We start from the raw sequence: 17,879 nt of genomic DNA on the forward strand, positions 1-17,879 counted from the left end.
TATTGCGTATAGAGCAATAGTCAGAAAATTCCAATATTCATCCACATCCGGCAGGTGCTTAAGAAAATGATTTAACTATTGCGTATAGAGCAATAGAAAAATAGTGGATAATGAATAATACAGCAGTTTCCGCGCGTTATGAGGTACACCCAGAAGCGGGCAAGATGCCCGCACTGCAATATTTTCACCATTCACCTTGTACCTCATTTGCCCGAAATCTGCTGTAAATAATGAATAGTGGATAATAAAAACTATCTCTAATTATCAATTATCAATTAAGCAGGTAAACAAAATTAATTACACATTTTAGAGAGTAAGAGTTTTACTCCATTAAGCATTGTTTGTGTAAATAATTCTGTGTAGGTGCCGATCAATTATCAATTATCCATTATTTAAAATGCTTGATAATTGCATCAGCAAATTCAGAACATTTCAAAGCTGGTACAGGTGGTTCCATTAACCTTGCTAAATCATATGTCACCTCACCATTAGAAATAGCAACCTCAAGACCTTTTTTAATCAAATCTGCAGCTTCTTGCCAACCCATATATTCCAACATCATTACACCAGAAAGAATCAAAGAACCAGGATTTACCCTATCCAAACCAGCGTGTTTTGGAGCCGTACCATGAGTAGCTTCAAAAATAGCACATTCATCACCAATATTAGCACCAGGACCCATACCTAAACCACCAACAATAGCCGCAGCAGCATCAGATAAATAATCCCCATTCAAATTCATAGTTGCCAGAATAGAATACTCCCCTGGTCGAGTTTGAATTTGTTGGAAAATACTATCAGCAATTCGGTCATTTACCATAATTTTCTCTTTCCATTTTCTCTCCCCATGACTATCCCAAATAGCTCCCAATACATCCTCAACCTCTTGGCAAATTTCAGCTTGTTTTTCTGGAGTTAAAGCATCATAACCAGGGTCAATTTTTCGAGCATTTTCCTCACTACTAATATTAGGATTTTCCTCCTTATTAGAAAGTATCCAAGATTCTCTTTCAGTAACACATTCTTGACGAAATTCTGTAGTTGCTAATTCATAACCCCAGTCACGAAATGCGCCTTCGGTGTACTTCATAATATTACCCTTATGTACCAAAGTCACCATTTGTTTAGACTTAGGTAAACGCAAAGCATTTTGGATAGCACGTTTTACCAGACGTTGGGAACCAGTTTTACTTACAGGTTTGATCCCAATACCAGAGTCGAGACGAATTTGCTTTTTGCCATGTTCGGGAGTAGCAGGAATTAAATCCTTGTTTAAAATGTCAATCAACTTACTAGCAATATCAGTTCCCTCCCGCCATTCTATTCCTAAATAAATGTCTTCCGTATTTTCCCGATAAATTATGACATCTAACTTTTCCGGTGTTTTGTGAGGAGAAGGCGTACCCGCGTAATATCTACAAGGACGAACACAAGCATATAGATCGTTAATTTGACGTAATGCCACATTTAGGGAACGAATACCTCCACCTATCGGAGTTGTTAAGGGACCTTTGATGGCAATACCATATTCTTTAATAGCAGCGAGGGTATCTTCCGGCAAATATTGGAAAGTGCCATATTTGTCACACGCTTCGTCACCAGCGTAGACCTTAAACCAATTGATTTTACGTTGATCTCCGTAGGCAGTAGCGATCGCCGCGTCAAAGACTTTTTGAGATGCTGGCCATAAATCTACCCCAGTACCATCACCCCGAATAAATGGGATAATGGGGTCGTCTGGAACATTAGGTTGACCGTTGCTGAAACTGACCTTAGACCCTGTAGTTGGGGGAGTTATTTTTTCGTACATACCTTGATAATCTAGCTTACAATACTTTCCTTTGTGTCCAGATTATCAATCTATAATGACATATCTTTAAATATACATAAGATTTTTTTAGAATTTAAAGAAGGAAGAAGGAAGGAGAGAAGAAAGAGTTTAATTATTTTTGTAGATTTTTCCAGGAAAAAAGTAACATAAATAGCAGAATTTTTACTAATATAATATATTGGCAAAGTATGAGATTATGTCTGCCACTCTCTAAAAAGCTGTTTATTTAATTAGATTATTATGGTTTATTTTAGTATTTCATTATTGACTCAAGGTTTTAATTCAGTTATAAAAATAGCATAATTAACTGGTTTCATAGAGTCTTTCAATGTCAAAATAGACAGATAGATTGACACAGAGTTAAATTCAGGTATTAAACACTTAGAAAATAGTGAAAGAACTAATGATATTGAGCGAAAAAAAATTTGTAGATAAAGCATATGAGTGTTTTACAAAGGCTCTGAGTATGAAAAAAAATGAACAATTATTCTTAGCATATGTTGGGTATATTTATTGTCTTGGTTGTATGAATGAAAAAGAAAATATGAGAGTCGCCCTAAAATATTTTTCATGCAAACATTTCCAGCTTAATTTTTGGAGTTCTATAAATTTCTAGGAATAATTTGTAGATATTTTTGTTTCTAGTAGACAATACTTACTTTTTAACCTTATTTATAGCGGTTTTCACAAAGTTAGACTACAGAAAAAAGATAAGTATGCTTGAAGTTTGATAAGTTACAGCTCTGATAGTTGTATTCTATATTAATGAAAACCGCATAATTAATGCAGTCGGAATGCTTGCTTGATTGTTCTTGTTGCAGTTTACAGGAGGGCGAGATTTTATCTAGGAATAATAATTGTAAAAATTGTACCTTGCCCAACCATAGAATTATAGGTAATCTTGCCACCGTGTTTTTATGTGACGATTTGATGGGCGATCGCCATCCCCAAACCCGTTCCTTTTCCGACTTCTTTTGTTGTAAATCCCTGATCGAAAATGCGTGCTTTCACTGCTTCTGGCATTCCCGTCCCATTGTCATAAATTTGCACGATAACACTCTTTTTCTTTTCACTTAATGCCGTTTTCATGGTAATGCGATTGTGTTCTTTTTCTATCTCTTTATAGGTTTTTCCAGCATTACTTTGATCTAAAGCATCGATCGCATTGGCCAATAAATTCATAAACACTTGATTGAGTTGTCCGGGATAGCATTTTATTTCTGGAATATCGCCATAGTTTTTCACAATTTCAATAGCGGGGCGTTCTTTGTTGGCTTTGAGGCGATATTTAAGGATTAAGAGGGTACTATCGATACCATCATGCACATTAAACTCAGTTTTATTATAGGTATCCGTGCGAGAAAAGGTTCGCAGAGATTTACTAATATTGCGAATTATATCGCATCCTGCTTGCATCGATGCAATCAGTTTTGGGAAGTCTTCAGCAATAAATTCTAGATCTAGGTCTTCAAGTTCTTCGACGATTTCATCGGAAAGCTGGGAATGTTTTTGATAGAGAGAAAGTCCTGCTAATAAATTTTGCACATATTCTTGTGCAGCGCTGACATTCCCGCCAATAAACCCAATGGGATTGTTGATTTCATGGGCAATCCTGGCGACCAGATTCCCCAAAGTTGCCATTTTTTCACTTTGTACTAATTGCAACTGTGCTTGTTGCAAATCTATTAAAGCTTGTTGTTCTTTTTCGTATAGTTGGGCGTTTTGCAGCGCTATTGCGGCTTGGGAACAGAGCAAATTCAAAACTTCGATGCGATCGATGGTAAATGCCCCCCTGGCTTGATTATTTTCCAAGTAGAGAATGCCGATTAGTTGACCTCGGTCAATTAAAGGCAGACATAATACAGACTGGGGTTGATGCTGTTGGATGTAGGCATCTCCAGCATAGTCGTTGACTTCTTTGGCATTCTCTAGGACGAGATGCTCGTTAGTGTTTTTCACTCGATTGATGAGGGTTAAAGGCACATTGTGACTGGTCTCAACAGGAATGTTCATAACAGACATTTCCTCTCCAGTCGCATGGGCTGCCAACATAAGAATATCTTCTTCAAAGAGCATGAGGGCAACGGTTTCGGCTCCAGCATTTTCTTGAATTACTTGCATTAAGTTAGCGATGGTGCGCTCAAGGTCGATTTCTTCGGAAAGGCTGCGGGATGCTTTCATGAGGGCGGCTAAATCTAACAGTTTTCCGGTGGAGGTATTGGTGCTAGTGCTGGAAACCGTTCCTTTAGTAAGAGTAGCTATCATGCTGTTGGCAGTCAAACCCAATTGTTCTCTTTGGAGAATGGGGGATAGCAGTTGAGGATAGCGTTTCTCTAGATCGTCGGTTTTAGCTTTGGCTCCCCACTTAGTATAACAATAATAGGCTTTTTGCAAATATGCCTCGGCAATGGTTTCTTTGCCCCATTCAAGGTAGAATTTAGCAGCGAGTTCGTTGGCTAAAGCTTCTTCTTGGATATATTCATTTTCTTTTGCTCCAAAAATGGCGCGATCGTATAGTTCCATCGCTTCCAATTTCTGTCCTAATACTTGACATTTTTCCGCTTCTACCAAATCTACTTTATGTTGATAATTCATCGGAGCATGATTTGCCCACTGCTGTTGTAACTTAATTTGGTTTTCTGTGACCTTTTCTATTGTATCTGATGTCTTCGATGGGAGAAAGCGGAACATTGCTATCAGGCTCAAAGAATCATAAAAATAAAATACAGGTTCAGTAGCCGCTCCTAGAGTAGCCACTAAATATTTTCTGCCTTCCACCGCATGATATCGAGCGGATTCCACTTCCCCAAGCAAATAAGCTAGCATTAGCTTATACAGGTGGAAAAAATATAGCCCCCATAAGTCATTAGCTGCCGTTAGATCTGGAATTAATTCTTGTTCTTGGAAAGCTTTTCCAGATAAAATCAAGGGCGTTTCTGGATTCTCTAGTAAATTTAAAATAGATTGCCAATAAATTCGACACCAATTTCCTGTTGTTAATTGATTGAATTGGACTAACGAATTACAATACGAGCGAACTTGTGGCTCTAAACTTTCTAGGGGCTGACCGCTCAAAAAAGAATACAGACAAAAGGCTTGAGCTGCATAACCGACAAATTCTAAGTTACCAACTTCTAAAGCCGTTGTATAAGCTTCTTGTATCAAAGGTAGCGTTTTTTTGAGATGAGACTGACGATGCAAAAGAAAAAGCGTAAAGACGAACAATATCCGTGTTTTGAACATTTTTGCATTGAATTTCGATACTATTTTAAGGGCTAATTGCCCAAATTTTACTCCTTTTTCTATTTGTTGAAAGCTACTTAGAATAACCCCATAACTAACATAGCCATAACTAGCTTCAGGGGTATTACCAAATTGTAGGGATAGTCTAACGGACAAGGTAACAAGAGATAGATGTAATGGAGGAGCTGCAATATAAGTTGCAGGCATAATACTCGTCGCAATTTCAAGAATAACGATTTGTTCGCGGTTTGTCATTATTGGTAGATCAAGCAAGTTTTCAAGATATTGATCTCCAATTATTAGCTCAATTTCAGCAATCTCGTTTTTCGTGTCTTCTAGTGTGGGAGATTCAGGAAACATTATCCCCATCTGCTCCAAGAAATTTTGTCCGATCCTAATGGCTTCAATGAGTTTATTTTGGGTAACATATGCTTCAATTTTAATACGATAAACCGTTGCCTGTTCTATTAAAGATTTTGCCTCCAGAATCACTGTTTCAATATACCGTTCCATTGCCGTAAAATCGCCACATAGAGAAGCAAATTCCGCAGCTAAGTTATGGAAGATTAAACTGATTTTATATTGAGACTGCCAAGGGTTTTCTCCAAGCAAATAGAGTCCGATATTCGCATATTCTCGACCAGCTTGATAGGCTGTGGACGATAGAGCTTTGCGACAAGCAATAAGATTCAGTTGAGCCAGTTCATCTCGCTTGTTTTGCTCGGTGATTAATGTCTTGCCATAGTTTAATTGACCAATTAAATCGAAAATTCGCTCTTCTCTATTTTCTAAGGGAATGGTTTCAAGTAGGAGTTGTCCGATACGATAATGAGTGATTTCTTTTTGCTCTTCAGGAATCAAAGAATAGGCTGCTTGTTGGACGCGATCGTGTAAGAAGCGATAACCGACGGCAATGCTATCCACTTTTTCTTCGTCTTTTTCCCTTCCTTGGAAAAACTTGTAGGCTTCTCCGAGCGGTAGCACCATCCTTTCCTGCAGAGCAGGCCAAAGTTCGGCAGCCACTTCCTCTAAAGCACTTTCCCGAACGATCGCCAACGTCTCCAAATAAAATTGGTTACCAATGCAAGCCGCCAACTTCAATATCTCTTGCGTCGCCTCCGGTAGCTTTTGCAAGCGTCCCGCCATAAATTCCACCACATCATCCGTAAGTGCTGCATCTTGTACCTTCACCAAATCGCATTCCCAATATCCCCACTGGCGATTAAATACAATTAATTGATCTTCATATAATCCTTTTAAGAACTGGGTGGTAAAGAACGGGTTACCTTTGGTTTTCCTATAGATTAACTCTGTAAAAGGAGCAGCTAGTTCCATCGTACAACTGAGCGTTTCCGCCACTAACCGATTGACATGATCTTGAGCCAAGGGAGCCAGAGTAATGGTTGAAATAACTGCTTCTTGTTCTCTTGGTGCGCGTTCCCTCTCTTGGTCATCATTCCCTCTCTTGGTGCGCATTCCCTTGCGCCTGTCGCCGACGCGGGGTCGCACCGCTTGCGTCTTACGCCGACGCGGGGTCTGACCGCTTGCGTCTTGCCTCTTGCAGAGGAGCTGCCTCCTGCGGAGGAGCTGCGCTAACGCTAACGCCGACGCAGGGTCGCACCGCTTCTCTAACTCTGCTAAAGTTAACATCAGAGGATGAGCAGGAAAGACTTCGTTATCTCTATATGTCCCCAGCAAAAGTAAATAGCCCGTCTCATTATCTCTCATTAATACGTTCATCAGATTTAATGATGCCGAATCTGCCCATTGCAAATCGTCTAAAAACATCACTAAGGGATGTTCTTTTGTGGTGAAAACTGCAATAAACTTTTGAAACAGGAGATTAAATCGGTTTTGGGCTGCATTCCCGGATAATTCTGGGGCGGGGGGCTGTTTACCAATAACCTTTTCTAGTTCCGGGATCACATCAATGATAACTTGTCCATTAGTCCCTACCACTTTCAGGATTTTGGTTTTCCATTTTTGCAGTTCGGCATCGGATTCTCCGAGTAATTGCTCCATCAAACTCCGGAAGACTTGCACGAAGGCATTGAAAGGAATATTTCGATTGAATTGGTCGAATTTTCCTTTTATAAAGTATCCTTTTTGTTGAGTGATAGGTTTATGAACTTCATTAACAACTGCTGTTTTCCCGATACCGGAATATCCTGCTACTAACATCAGTTCGGTTTGTCCTTCTGCTACTCTTTCAAAGGCATCAAGGAGCGTTTGTACTTCTTTTTCCCGTCCGTAGAGTTTTTCCGGGATTAAAAACCGATCGCTCCTATCCTGTTCTCCCAAGGCAAAAGGTTTTATTTTTCCAGTTTCTTGATATTGAACGTAACATTTTTTCAGGTCAAATTTTAGCCCTAAAGCACTTTGATATCGCTCTTCAGCATTTTTCGCCATCAATTTTAAAACTATATTGGCTAAGGGAGTCGGGATTTGGTACTCAGGAATTAGAGGAGGCGTTTTCGCTATGTGTGCGTGGACGAGTTCCAGGGGGTCTTCGCTTTCAAAGGGGAGTTTTCCCGTCAGGAGTTCGTAAAAGGTCACTCCTAGGGAATAAAAATCGCTGCGATAGTCTATCCCTCGATTCATCCTTCCAGTTTGTTCGGGAGAAATATACGCAAGGGATCCTTCTAAGACATTAGGAGTTTGCAAACTTTGGGTTTCTTTCGGAAGTAATGATGAGATACTAAAATCTATTAATTTTACTTGTTTTGTTTCCGGATGAATTAAAATATTGGCGGGTTTGATATCTTTATGAATGATGCAATTTTGATGGAGATAGTGCAGGATATCTGCTAGTTGAAGAGAAATTTCCAAAACTTGTTCGATGGACATAGAGAATTGGCGCTGATATTCTGCTAGGGAAATGTTTCCTATATCTTCCATTATTAGAGCATAACCATTCTTGTAAGGCTCTAGGGCGTATGGTTTGACAATACCGGGGATGTCGAGATTTTTGGCGATCGTGTAGTGATTGTGAAATTGCACTAACTCCTTAAAGGAGGGATATTCATTCCGCATCAATTTGACAATAACTGGTTGCCCACTCTCCATATTTCGACCACGATAGACGAGGGTCTGAAGGCTTTCGTGGATGAGTTCAAGCACTTGATAATTGGCAACTTTAATTGTTTTTGTCTCAATCATTGGCTCGATTTGTTCGTCCCTGAGTCTAATTTTTTTCCTCCTCAGCCTAGTTTACTTCATTTTTTTCCGAAAGTCCAACTATGGCGCTACGCGCAAGTCAAAAGTTAAAAGTAATCTCTGAGTGAGTTTCAGGATTTATCAATGCCCTAACCTTTGCTTCGACTGCTATATTAGGCATCTCCGCAAAATCAATACATTGTAATAATAATCAAAAAATTAATTTTTGGTAGTGAGTCAAGGAAGTGTGGGAATGGTATAATAAAAACTTATCTCAAGGTTGGTTGAAGACCCGCGCTCTCCGGTCAGGGGAGCGTCGGGATGAAAACCAATCAATGTTGCGGTATTTACAGCAGTGTGCTATAGTCGAAATATATGGCTGCTGGACTAGCAGTGTCAGCGCCAGTCGCTCATGGGGGAGACCCCCAAGACCGCGCTGGCTTGTCTGTGGAGCGACCGTAAGACCGGAAAGAGGTTCGGCCTCAGAGGCAGGTGCGATGTTAGCGCAGCTCCTCTGCAAGAGGCAGCAGAAAGCCCCTATCAGTGATGGAGCGGGAATCCCGCGTTGTCGCATAAGCGCAACGTCGGGAGGATGTCAATCTAAATACTTTCTATACTTATGAAATGTCTTCTTTGTGGCCATCACAAAGTTCAAGCATTATGGAAAAACTAGCAAAGGTAGTCAAAACTATTGCTTCCGAGATTCCCTTAACTTTGTGGGCGGGTAAATTATCTGCCATTCTCGTCTGCTTCAGGCCACAATTGAGGCACAAGCATTTGCCTGGGCAAAAGTCGGATTCCCTGACTATTAATTAATGGCGTTGCTGATTTGAGGTATGAAATTCTACTTTGGGTAAATTTTAAGCGAAAACAATAGTGAAAATTATACCTATTTCTTCCTATTTAGTCAGAAAAAACTCCTTTCTACCTACTGACTCCTGACTCCTGACTCCTGACTCCTGTGAAATCATACATTTATTCAGCAACACCACTATTAATTAATAAATTGAAGTAGCTCTAATTGATTAGTCTTAGCAACTATTTCTACTAATTTTTGCCATTCTTTCAGTGAATCTGAACCTTCTCCCATTGGTTTAAAATATGTAGGCCAAACTTGCGATCGCACCTCATATAAAAATACAGGCCATTCATTTTTTACTTCTTCTCCTCGTAATACTTGATCGATAAATTCTTCTACGGCAGCAAACACAGCTAATTTCGGTTCTGATGATAAATCTGCTAAAGCTTCTTGACATTTATAAACAGTTTCTTGATGCAATTGTTCTAAATTTTCTAGCACTTCTTCGGCAGTAGGTTTTGCAGATAGTCGGAGGGAAGTATCATCAGGAGTTAAGTCATCTAAATGTTGCCTAATTCGATAATGAAAGTTTACTTCATAAGACATTTCAAAGTTCCATAAATTTTGGAAAGCACGGCGTAAATTAATTTGTTCTTCAGATACTTTTTTCTCAGCAATAATTTTCAGATACTCAGGACTTTTAGTCGTACTTAAACCTGCTAAATTTCCTGGTGCTGTTAATACTTGGCTGACCTGATATTTGGCATCATCAATCAATTGTTTTAAGCCATTATCTAGAGAATTAAAATGTCGAGTTAAATGAGTCCTAATTTTATGCAAATATTCCGCATAAACAATTTCCCAAGAACCCTTTTCTCGATGTCTAACTTTAATTTCTTGTAGATTAGGAATTCCTGGCTCTTCTTTACAAGCTTGAATTGCTGCCTCTACTTGAGGTTTAAAAAAATCTTTGTCTACTAAATAACGTTGTTGTTTAAAATTCTCCAGCAATTCCATCAAACCAACTGATAAGTTACTCATCAACTGATTATATAGAGGTAGAAATACTCCCATTTCATTTTGATTAGCATTAGGAGTAGCTAAAGCCTGACGCGCCTTTTCTATTTCTATCTGTACAGTTTTTTGTAATTCAATAATCCGCTCTTGACAAGAAGCAGCATATTTTCGGTCTAAACTCTGAATTTTACTAGCTAAATAATTTAAAACAGTATCTAATATTTTCTCATGAGCTGCTTCCACATCGGCACAATTAGCAATAATACAATCCACTAAATTCAGATGTTTTTTGCTCAAGTCGCCAGCCAAATCCTGACAATTATTCAAATTATCACCATTGGCAGAATTAGCATTAGTTTGATTGAGAATCATAAACGACCACAAATCCAAAGGCAAATCGACAATTGCTGCCCTAGCTGTGTCATAAAGTCGCACATCAACATCTGCCCAATAATCACCTCTGCCACTAGGCATTCTCACAAATAAAACAGCATCAATATCTTGACTTAATGTCTGAATTAATCTTGCTTCATCCCCAACACCAGTATCACCTAATCCCGGCATATCAACTAATGCAATTTGCCCGACTTCAGTATTAGGAAAAGGGCAAGTAATTTTCACTTCTTTAACTGCCAAATAATTAAAAAATATACGCTGACCATCAGCAGTATCTTGAGCAACATATTCCCGAATTTCATTACTAGAAATACGCTTGGGTGGAGAATTTAATAACCCCACATATTTATCAATATTATTGTGATATCGAGTCAAATGTTCATACATTGCACCCGGTTCCGCATACCCAGGGAAATTTTCTGGCAATGGTGGTAAAGGTTTAGAAGCAAATTCCACCAAACTATTAGGTTTCGCTCCCAAATGTAGCTTTTCATAATAGGGGGCAATAATTTCATCTAAAAACGAGCGTTCGGAATAAAAAGAAACCTCGCCGTAAGTTGCAACGTTGGGGTTATGACGAATAGTGCTACGCACACCCGTACAATGTTGGCGATCGCCATCGGGAATTTCCGTAGTTGTCAACCCAGTCAAGCTTTGTAAAAGACGACTTTTTCCTTGTCGAGCACGACCAACCACCCCAATATTCAGAGTATCGCGGGAAAAACGCACCTTCAATTTTGCCAATGCTTCTAATTCTGTAGCTATTTTCAAGTACAACGCCAGAAAATCAATTTCCGCAAGTCTACCTCGAATTTTACGATCTTCTATTTGTGTAATTAATTGATTACGTTGAGATTCAAGAGCGTGTAATGCAGGGGTCAGTTCCCTAAGATTTGTTTCTGCGCGTTCAATTTTCTGAACCAGGGGACGACGCTTATCAATAATATTCCTAATAGTTTCAGTTCTATTTCCCATAACACAACTAACTCCTATATGAAAATTTGAGCAGGATAGGAACTTGAATACTTTCAATATCCTTGTCTCTGAAGTTAGCTACAAATTATCTTCCCTAACTTCCGGTTAGTTGCAGATAAATCAAAAAGGAGTACAGTAAAAAAGACCTAACCCCCCAACCCCCTTCCCTACTAGGGAAGGGGGAGAATATTAATCAAATTAAATACTTTTGCGGATCGACCAACTAAAAATCTCTCTCCCCTCTCGCAGTAGGAGAGGAGTTGGGGGAGAGGTCTATAGCGGATCAATAAAAAAGACCTAACCCCCCGACCCCCGGAAGGGGGAGAATATTAATCAAATTAAATACTTTTGCGGATCGACCAACTAAAAATCTCTCTCCCCTCTCGGAGTAGGAGAGGAGTTGGGGGAGAGGTCTATATTCCTGCTTGAAGGAGAGATTTTCTCATTGGAACATCCTTACAAGATAGAAAAGGAATATTAATTTCTGGAGATGTCTAATATCATGTCCGGTTGAATAGTTATTATTAAGCTTGTAGTAGGGCTTTAGTCCTAAGATATAATGGGCTAAAGCCCTACTACAAACAAAAACTTTTTTATCACTCATTATCCGGACATGATATAATATCGTGTTAGGTAAAACACTAACTTTTTTAGAACTAAGACAAAATTCCAGGTTCTTTCTGCATAGGTAAAACGTCTAAGATGTCAGTTTCAGAACAATATTTCAGGTCTTCATAACATTCTAGACGCTGGAGACGTTTGCCATGACTAGCATGATTCATTAATTCATACAATTTTTCCTGCCACTGAAGATAGAGAGACATAGCTCCGAATACTTCATCATTACCTATAGTTTCATCTAGGGGAGAATTCGTTTCTGTAAGTAGACTGTGAGCGATCGCCCCTGCACAAACGGTATCTTCTAGGGAATAACTACCTTCCCATCCGGAACCTAAGACCCAAATTGTTTCTGGTTGATTTTCCTTGAGATATTCAACTACTGAGCGACGGTTAACAAGAGCTGCAGCGAGAACAACCTTAGAATTTTGAATACGTTTAAGACAACGAGTACCATTAGTAGTAGTCATAAATAAGCGTTTGCCTTTGACTACTTCCGATCTGAAATTTAAGGGTGAGTTACCTTCGTCACAACCCTCCACTTTTTTACCACCTCGTTCCCCGACACGAATGCGTTTATCCGCAGGCCATTTTTCGCTGACTGCCATTAATTCTTCAACGTCGCTAAATACTTGTACTGCTTCTGCACCTGTATGGATAGCAGTGGCCATTGTTGTTGTCGCTCTGAGGACATCAACTGCGATCGCGCAGTCTGGCATATTTTCCGTGGGGGTTTCTTCAGGAGTATGGTATACGAATATTTTCACGATTTACCTATAAGTAATAGTGCCGACTAAATTATTGTATTGCTTTATGTTGAAATTTATTTTATTTCTCTATTCAGGTTTAAATCTGGAGAATTTAAAGTCCTCCTTGGAAGTATAAAAGCTCATGGTATTGGTTTGACTCTGAATGCTACAAGTAATTTAATTCTTAACGAAAGTCCCTCAAATCCTGGAGTAGAAGCTATTCATTCACATCTGGACTTAAATCTATAAGTCTTTAGGTTGATAGAGGGGTGGCGCATGGCTAAAGTGACATCAAGAAGAACAGCAATTAGACATCTCCAACTTACCATTCAATCACCAAGGACTACCAACCATAGTAAACCCTGCCCAATAATAAGGATGGGAAAACTTCTGATTTTGAATATTTGCCAATTCGGGAGGTAAAGACATTTCCCCATCACTTACTGAACCCCTTAAAATACCTTTTTCTATTACAACTTTACCCTTCAACATTGCTACTTGTGCTTCTCGTAATGCCTCTGCTTTAATATTAACATTACCTAAATGAGAGTAAAATTCTGTCATTAATCCTAATGTTGCCTCATCATTCACGAACCATAAACTACCCACAGCAGATTTGACTCCTGTTGCTATTGCTAATCCGGCAAAACCTAACTCATAATTTTTATCTCCCACCGCTGTACGACAAGCAGATAATACTAACAGTTCAATTTCAGGATTATTCCATCCTAATTCTCCTATTTGATTCAATTGTAATTTATCATCCCATAGTTGAATATAAGATTTACTTACATCTCCACTTATAAATTCGGCATGGGTAGCTAAGTGAATAATAGAATATGGATAATTTTGATGTTGATAAATCAGATTTTGGCGGGTAAATTCTTGATTAAGGAAACTATTTCCTTCCCATAATTTTTCTGTAATTGTTGTTAATTCTACTGATACTGCTGGTAAGGGTGGTTGGTCAGAAAATTTACTAGCTCCCATTGCTAAAACTTGAGTATTTTCTAGGGAATTATAGTTGTGATTAATTAAGCTGAAACTGGGAATTAAACTGAAATTATATTTCTCAATTAAAAATTTTTCTCCATCATGTAATGCTGCCAAAGGTAAGAAACGAAAACCACTATCAATACTAAATAATAATGTGTCAATATTAGCTTTTTCTAGTTCTGTAGCAATTGGAGCAATTAACCAGTTGTATAATTTTTGGGCTAATGGTAAATAACTGGTGGTATTACTATTCCTAAAGTCAGTAATTTCTCCACTAAATATTATAGCAGTATTTCGTAGTTGTTCCCTGTTTACTCCAGGAACAGTTTTGAGAATAGGTTTACCTTTTTGGGTCAATAAGATAATTTGTAATTGGTCTTGGTAAACATTAATATAGATAACTGCTGATTTTTTTCCTGTCTGACGCTGGATATCTACTAAAATGTTTTGAATATTTTCTGGATTGACTAATTGTTCTTTAAAGTCTTCCCCCAAATAATCTGAATATTCTTGGATACGATTTTTTTCTAACATTGTTACCACTGCTTCCGAAGTAGTATCTGAGGAAAGATTTGGAATAAAATTAGCAGTATTAGAGTTTGATAAATTATTGGCTTTTAAGAAATCTGTATAAGTTATAAATGATGGCATATCTGTAGTTAAATTTGTTTGTTGAGTAAAACGATAAATATTCTGATTCCAGAACGGATATAGAAATTTTTGTCTAGGAATAAAAGTATTAAAAAAAGTTATTTCCTGCTTTATAGATGATTGAAAATTTATTTCTAAAGGTAGCTGATTAACAATATTATTTTGATAATTTTTTATTTGCAAAACCTCTTCCTCTTCCTTACTTTTTTCCCGATATTCGCTAGATGATGAAACGCTGATTTCTAGGTTTGTATCTAAAGACTTAGCTACAGGTAAAAATTGGGATAAAGATTCATTGATTTGAGTTATAAATGATATATTTGCTGTTGGTAAACTCCAGATTGATGCTAAAATACAATTCAGTAAAACTAAGGGTAAAAACAACTTTTGCCAACTGCAATAATTTAGAATTTTAATTAATTTGAACTGACCTTGATACAGTCTCAATAAATCTGCTTGTGTCATTGGTCTTGATTCAGTAAAATATTTGTACTTGTAGTGGCTGCTCTGCAATAAGTTTTGAACCACATTGCCTTTGTAGAGCCTTTCACAGCCACTGTCACAATCCGATCAGTTTTCCGATCGGATCGGGGCTTGACAAAATAAACATTATGAAGTAAAGACCTAGGAAAGTTCCGACCCAGGAGGCTAACTGATAACTAATAACTGATAACTGATAACTGTTCACTGAAAAAGCTGATAACTGAAATGACAAGACGGCAGAATACGTTGAAGGCTTCTGAGTCGGAATGCCAACAAATAAAACAACGAATTAAAGAACTTAATTGGAAAAGGGGAGAAAATAGTCAAGCACTTGTAGAGGCGAGTAAAAATTTAATATTTGACACAATTATTACGGGTTATGAAATTACTCTGGAAAAACTAGAAGAATTAATTGATGAAGAAGCGGTTTATATTCCTAAAACTCAGAAATCTGAATATCGCCAATTTAAGCAAAAAATCAAAAAATCAGCTAATCAAATAATCAGCAGCTTTCAATTAGAAGAGTTAATTGAATCAGATATTATTTTGGCTAAAAATGTTTCTTATCGGACTTGGAGTAATTTCCAAAAAGGAATTCCAATTGATAAATCGGCTTTTGTTGCTTATTGGAAAACTTTAGGTTTTGAAACAGAAATTATTCAAGAATTAGGCACTAAAAAAAATTCCTCAGATTTCCATAATCGTTCTACTCTGTTATATCGGATCTTACTAAGTGTAAATCATCGACCTCAAATCAATATTTTCCAAAATTTAGCCAAACATAAACGGCGAGTAGGCGGATTTTTCATCCAAGGAAATTGCCACTATTGTCGAGCTTGGTTAATGCGTAGAATTGAAATAGAAATTATTAAATATGGAGCAGCAGAAGTTAAAAAGTTAAGTTTTGACCTAGCTTCCGATCTAACAGAATTTTCTATTCCAACTATTTGGATGAAACTAGGAGCAGAGTTACAGCTAACAAGTGCAGATTTTATCCAAAAAAAGCATATTATTTTGGTATTCAAAAATGTAGAGACTTTAGACAAAAAGCGCTTAGAAGAATTATTAGAACAATTTTGGTTTCCTTTAGTTAAACAAATCCCAGCAGGTAAAAACTTTTTGATTATGTTTTTAGAAGACTGTGGCGGTCAAAATGATTGGCGAGACAATACAGAAATATTTCCACAAGTTATTAAAATGCCCATTGCCGAATCTATATCTGAAACTGATATTCGAGAAGCTATAAATCAAATTGAGATAATTTTACAGGCTCCTTTACCATCAATAAATGATGCGATTGGAGATTTATTGAAATATAGTAAAAATGGCAAATCTCGCCTAGTCCTAGAATATATGTACAAACTTTTTCAATGTCAATTCAGTCGGGAAACAAGATGGCAAACTTACCCCTAAAATATGAAGGAAATATCCAACCGCCGACGGGTGAGTGGAATAATTTAGTACAACAAAATTTATATCCCTACTATCCTGATGACTTTTTAAAAGAAGCAGTTAATTTATCAATTAGATTAAATCGTCCTTTATTATTAGAAGGAGAACCTGGTTGTGGTAAAAGTCGTCTTGCATACTCCATTGTTTATGAATTTAGTCAAAGATATCCTGAGATAAATTGGAAATTTCGACTGTGGAATGTTCAGTCAATTAGTAAAGCACAGGATGGTTTTTATTCTTATGATTATATCGGACGTTTACAAGCAGCACAGTTAGCAAAATTGGGGATAAAAAATCAGGAAACTGACCCTACTAATCTGATTAAATATCTAGAGTTAGGACCTTTAGGTTATGCCTTTAAAGAAAAAAAATATCGGACTGTAGTCTTAATTGATGAAATAGATAAAGCAGATACAGATTTTCCCAATGATTTATTATTAGCACTAGAAGAACAACGATTTGAAATTAAAGATTTACGTCCCCGGCGTTGGTTAAAAGCTAATCCAGATGCTCCACCAATTGTAATTATTACGAGCAACCAAGAAAAAACTTTACCTAGTGCTTTTCTCCGCAGATGTTTGTATCATTACATTGAATTTCCTAGCCAAGAACAACTCATCAAAATTATTAATGCTAGATTTAAAAATCCTCCTAGTGAAATTGTAGAAAAAGCAATTGATAGATTTTTAGAATTGCGAGAAATGATGGAAGATGAACGAGGAGAAACTGGGAAAAAGGTAAGTACCAGTGAATTAATAGATTGGTTTGCTATATTCAATGAGTATCCCCCAGAAGAAATAATAGAAAAATTAGAAACAGAATTACCCTTTGCCAGTACATTATTAAAAAGTCGTAGCGATCGCGAAGATTTTTTAGGATAAATAATTAAGGGAATTGAAAGGATTATAAACGTTAAGATTAAAATGTTCAAATTAAGCTGAATTATTTATCTATTGTTACTTATTAACCAATTTTCTGGATAATTAATCATTTTTACTAATCCACTTAAAATTTGATTATATGTACTATATAGTTCTCGTCCTTCTTCTGTGGAAAGATATTGACATTTCACTGCAAAATTAAGCCAAACTTGGGTTTCTGTCGCTTCTGCTTCAGAGTCACTTAATTTAGCAATAAAAGCTGCTTGATATCTTCTTTTTCTCCACGCTTCTGCAAAATTAGCACAAACAGAACGGGAAGAGCGACGAATTTGGTCAGTCAAAGAATATCTTTCTTCAACAGGGAACCGTTTTGATAACTCAAAAATTCTCATTGCTGCATTAAATGCTTTTTGATAGATAACTAAATCTTCATGAATTCTAATTCTTCCTTGTTCTTCTTTTTTGTCCACCTTACCTTACCTTCTTGTCTATCTTGTCTTTTCCTATTATTCCTATTATACTAACTCTAAAAACAACCTTCCTCTCCCCCCTCTCCCCCCTCTCCCGACTCTTCCCACTCTCCCCCCTCTCCCGACTCTTCCCACTCTCCCCCCTCTCCCGACTCTTCCCAC

9 protein-coding genes are annotated in these 17,879 nt (G+C 37.5%); 3 read left to right on the forward strand and 6 right to left on the reverse strand.

The genetic code is table 11. From position 1 onward, the window contains the following. Positions 1-388: 388 nt before the first annotated feature. Complete coding sequence (locus ACP6PM_RS17555) at positions 389-1,810, reverse strand: NADP-dependent isocitrate dehydrogenase (RefSeq protein ID WP_426586825.1); 1,422 nt, start codon at positions 1,808-1,810, stop codon at positions 389-391. A gap of 936 nt (positions 1,811-2,746) precedes the next feature. Further along, the gene (locus ACP6PM_RS17560) at positions 2,747-8,233 is read right to left on the reverse strand and encodes a trifunctional serine/threonine-protein kinase/ATP-binding protein/sensor histidine kinase (protein WP_426586827.1); all 5,487 of its coding nucleotides are present in this window, start codon (positions 8,231-8,233) and stop codon (positions 2,747-2,749) included. Positions 8,234-8,890: 657 nt separating this feature from the next. Between ACP6PM_RS17560 and ACP6PM_RS17565 the strand changes: the two genes are divergently transcribed. Then, entirely contained in the window at positions 8,891-9,046 is a 156-nt protein-coding gene (locus ACP6PM_RS17565) for a hypothetical protein (protein WP_426586829.1), read from the forward strand. A 178-nt stretch (positions 9,047-9,224) separates the two neighbouring features. Here ACP6PM_RS17565 and ACP6PM_RS17570 read toward each other — a convergent pair whose 3' ends face one another. The 3 genes from ACP6PM_RS17570 to ACP6PM_RS17580 form a co-directional block, all read right to left on the reverse strand. Further along, positions 9,225-11,417: a GTPase family protein gene (locus ACP6PM_RS17570; protein WP_426586831.1), complete on the reverse strand. Its 2,193-nt coding sequence runs from the start codon at positions 11,415-11,417 to the stop codon at positions 9,225-9,227. A gap of 656 nt (positions 11,418-12,073) precedes the next feature. Then, entirely contained in the window at positions 12,074-12,802 is a 729-nt protein-coding gene (locus tag ACP6PM_RS17575; RefSeq protein WP_426586833.1) for a 2-phosphosulfolactate phosphatase family protein, read from the reverse strand. 315 nt (positions 12,803-13,117) lie between these two features. After that, positions 13,118-14,896 carry a CHAT domain-containing protein gene (locus ACP6PM_RS17580; protein ID WP_426586835.1) on the reverse strand — a complete coding sequence of 593 codons (1,779 nt, stop codon included), beginning with the start codon at positions 14,894-14,896 and terminating at the stop codon, positions 13,118-13,120. A 243-nt stretch (positions 14,897-15,139) separates the two neighbouring features. On the opposite strand from ACP6PM_RS17580, the gene ACP6PM_RS17585 reads away from it, so the two are divergent. Next, on the forward strand, positions 15,140-16,327 hold the full coding sequence (locus ACP6PM_RS17585; RefSeq protein ID WP_426586837.1) for a hypothetical protein: 1,188 nt from the start codon (positions 15,140-15,142) through the stop codon (positions 16,325-16,327). After that, the gene (locus ACP6PM_RS17590) at positions 16,309-17,247 is read left to right on the forward strand and encodes an AAA family ATPase (protein WP_426586839.1); all 939 of its coding nucleotides are present in this window, start codon (positions 16,309-16,311) and stop codon (positions 17,245-17,247) included. The genes ACP6PM_RS17585 and ACP6PM_RS17590 overlap by 19 nt, the downstream gene beginning before the upstream one ends. 65 nt (positions 17,248-17,312) lie before the next feature. Here ACP6PM_RS17590 and ACP6PM_RS17595 read toward each other — a convergent pair whose 3' ends face one another. Then, entirely contained in the window at positions 17,313-17,717 is a 405-nt protein-coding gene (locus ACP6PM_RS17595) for a four helix bundle protein (protein WP_426586841.1), read from the reverse strand. Positions 17,718-17,879 lie beyond the last annotated feature (162 nt).

Origin of the sequence: Dapis brunnea BLCC-M229, assembly GCF_050015995.1 — a bacterium.
Classification (GTDB): domain Bacteria; phylum Cyanobacteriota; class Cyanobacteriia; order Cyanobacteriales; family Microcoleaceae; genus Trichodesmium.

Coding starts and splice junctions, on each gene's coding strand:
- ACP6PM_RS17565 (WP_426586829.1), top strand. CDS start 8,891: ATGGAAAAACTAGCAAAGGTAGTCAAAACTATTGCTTCCGAGATTCCC.
- ACP6PM_RS17555 (WP_426586825.1), bottom strand. CDS start 1,810: ATGTACGAAAAAATAACTCCCCCAACTACAGGGTCTAAGGTCAGTTTC.
- ACP6PM_RS17590 (WP_426586839.1), top strand. CDS start 16,309: ATGGCAAACTTACCCCTAAAATATGAAGGAAATATCCAACCGCCGACG.
- ACP6PM_RS17560 (WP_426586827.1), bottom strand. CDS start 8,233: ATGATTGAGACAAAAACAATTAAAGTTGCCAATTATCAAGTGCTTGAA.
- ACP6PM_RS17585 (WP_426586837.1), top strand. CDS start 15,140: ATGACAAGACGGCAGAATACGTTGAAGGCTTCTGAGTCGGAATGCCAA.
- ACP6PM_RS17580 (WP_426586835.1), bottom strand. CDS start 14,896: ATGACACAAGCAGATTTATTGAGACTGTATCAAGGTCAGTTCAAATTA.
- ACP6PM_RS17570 (WP_426586831.1), bottom strand. CDS start 11,417: ATGGGAAATAGAACTGAAACTATTAGGAATATTATTGATAAGCGTCGT.